Annotated in this window: 2 protein-coding genes; one reads left to right on the forward strand and one right to left on the reverse strand. The window is 56.4% G+C overall.

Features of this window, described 5'->3' with window-relative positions; genetic code table 11:
* Window positions 1–130: 130 nt before the first annotated feature.
* Entirely contained in the window at window positions 131–2443 is a 2313-nt protein-coding gene (locus IT444_10615; protein ID MCC7193221.1) for a DUF4838 domain-containing protein, read from the forward strand.
* Window positions 2444–2744: 301 nt separating this feature from the next.
* Here the strand turns inward: IT444_10615 and IT444_10620 are convergent, their stop codons facing one another.
* A complete protein-coding gene (locus IT444_10620; GenBank protein MCC7193222.1) occupies window positions 2745–2918 on the reverse strand; it encodes a hypothetical protein in 174 nt (57 codons plus the stop codon).
* Window positions 2919–2988: the final 70 nt, after the last annotated feature.

The raw sequence follows: 2988 nt of genomic DNA on the forward strand, positions 1-2988 counted from the left end.
CTCGACGATCTCCCATCATCTCGTAAAACGATCTCCCACCCCGTCGAATACATACGATAATGCCGTCTCATATTTTGCTCGTTGAACCATCCGCGACGAGAGGTGCGGACCATCTGATACGGAGGGCTGCTTGCAACGCTTGATGCTCTGTCTGCTAGCGACTCTTGTATCCGTGGCGCAGGTTGCAGCGGCTGAGAACACTCCGCGCCTTTTGCTGGCGGAGAATGGCAAAGCTCGATGCTGCGTGGTCGTCAGCAATGACGAAAAGTTCATCGAACCCGATGCTTTCAACTGGTCGCCCAAGACTCCGTTCCTCAAATGGGCTGCCGATGATCTGGCGCAATATCTGGGTCGGATGAGCGGCACGGAGATACCCATTTCCGACGTACCCGTTGATGGACTGATTCCGATTTATGTCGGGCGGACTGAGGATAAATGGGAACACCCCACGCCTTATGGCGACACCTATGTGCTGGACGTGACGCCGGAGCGCATAGTGCTCGCCGGCCAGTCACGGCGTGCTGTCTATTACGCAGCCTCTCAATTACTTGGTGATCTGGGTGTCCGCTGGTATGCGCCCGGCGCGATCGGCGAGGTGGTACCTGAACGACAAACGGTGGATATCGAAATCGGTCGCCGCGAGTTTGCCCCTGATTTCATGACTCGTCGGCTCTGGTGTCGCCCCGGCGATGAGCTGCGCTGGATGTACCGCAACCGGCTGGGTGACGCAACGATTCCCTGCGGTCACGCCATGCATACTTTCGGTGCCTCACTGCCCGGCTGGAAGAAACGTCAGGCGGAGCAGCACGCCGACTTTTACAGCGTCGTCAACGGACAGGCGGGCTATTTCCCCAACATGGCAAACCCGCGAGTCGTTGAGATTTTTGCGAAACGAGCCATCGAGCTTCTTGACCGTAGCTCGCACAGCGGACAGAGCGGCAAGCAGGCACGGGGATTCATCACCATCTCGCCCGATGACGGCTACCTCCGGGACGATCGGCCTGAAGTCGTCGCGATGAACAGTCCGGGACGCGAGCCGATTCTGGGAATGCCTTCGTTCTCCGATGCGTGGATTACTTTCCTGAATAACATCTGCGCCGAGATAGAACGTCAGTCGCCGGGACTGGAGTTCAAACTTGGAACGCTGGCGTACATGAACTACATCCAGCCGCCTCGGAAAGTAAAGCCCGATGCGCGTGTGGTGCCTGTGATCGCGCCGATCTCATTCAACCGTTACGTGAGCATGGGAACTCCGGACGCCCCGACATCGCAGATGCTGGCAGAGCTTTTCAAGGGGTGGACTGCTGTTTCGCCTCGCGTCGGTACGTATTTTTACAACTTCAACCTGGCGGATATGGCCATGCCCTACACCCGGCGGGTGATCTGGACTCGCAATATTCCGCTGCTGCACGAATGGGGTGTGCGCGATTTCACCGCTGAGTCACATCCCAACTGGCACACGATGATGCCGGGGAATTTCGTCGCGGCTCGGCTGCTGTGGGACACCAAGTCAGACGTCAACGCCCTGCTGGACGAATACTATCCCGCCTATTACGGCCCGGCGGCGGCAGCCATGCGAGCCTACGACACCACGCTGGAAGAAGCCTACGAATCCACCAAAGTTTTCGCAGGCGGCGTGTGGGGGATGCACCGCATCCTCACGCCTCAGGTGATGAAGCAGCTCGAAGCGTCGCTCATCGATGCGGAAAATGCCAGCCGAGGCAAAGGCGTTTTCGAACAGCGTGTGGAAATCGTCCGCTTCAGTCTGACGTTTGCAAAAACATATTTCGCAGCACGCGATGCGTTGAACCGCTGCGATCTGATGGAAGCGCAAAAACAGGGCGAAGCCTTTATCGCCAATTACCGCGCGGGGTTCGATAAGTATCCCGTCTTCTTCGGCAAGAACGTGTCGTGGTCACCCAACATCGAACGATATTTCGAGCTGTTTCATTACCGCACGCTGAAGGATGCCGGCCGGGTGGCGCGTGAGGGCAAGGTCATCCTCACCCTGCCCGACGAACTGGACGCTCATCTTGAAGCAGTAGAAGACGGCTCCAAACCATCCGGGAAGATGCCGGACGACGGAGCGAAATGGGAGCCGCTCAAGACCTACTCTGCGGCACTCGATGAACAGGGACACACCTTTTTTCGCGGCGTGATCTGGTACCGTCATTCATTCGCACCGCTGCCTGCGGTTGACGGCACGAAAAAGGTCATGCTTTGGTTCGGAGGTCTCGACAGCCGTGTGCATGTCTGGCTCAATCATCAGGACCTGGGCGAAAAATACGTCGGCAGCTTCGGTTGCTGGGAAGTGGATATCACCAATGCGGCCCATGCGAGCAAAAACAATGAATTGCTGATCTCCGTGGACAACACCTTTCCCAATGAGATCGGCACTGGCGGGATTGTCAGACCCGTGCTGATCTACACCACGCCAAAATGAGGTTGAACCTCTCAGACGCCGGACGGACAAGACCCACAACTGATTGATTCGTCCGGCGCACCCATCGCTCTTTCGCAGCTGTATTCTTCCGACCTGATCTCATCGCGATGACTTTCGCCAAGGCCAATTACCTCTCCATACAAAACGAAACCTCAGCAACTGTCCGCGCATAAGACAGCCGTAGCTCCGTCATGATCTCCTCTCAGCAAAAGTACTTCTGCGATGAGCGGGACATGACCAAGCTACGGCTGGCTGGTTGTACACCATGATCGAGAAGGATAGCTCTCCTTCTCAGATTGATTTACTTTTTCTTCTTCGCGGCCTTGCTCTTTTCGGCCTTGCTCTTCTTGGCAAGGTCAGCGCGATGGGCTCGCTCGTAGGTCTGGATGTCTTTGAACTTCCCTTCCTTGTCTCGAACCGCGTACAGCTTTTTGCCCTTCGAGCTTCGATGTGTGGTGCGCTTCGCCTTGGCCATAAAAGAGTCCTTCCTAAAAAGGGTGTGGAGAACCACAAAACAAACGACGATGATTTTCTCCCGCGTCCGC

The sequence above is a fragment of the Phycisphaeraceae bacterium genome (assembly GCA_020851465.1).
GTDB lineage: Bacteria > Planctomycetota > Phycisphaerae > Phycisphaerales > Phycisphaeraceae > JADZCR01.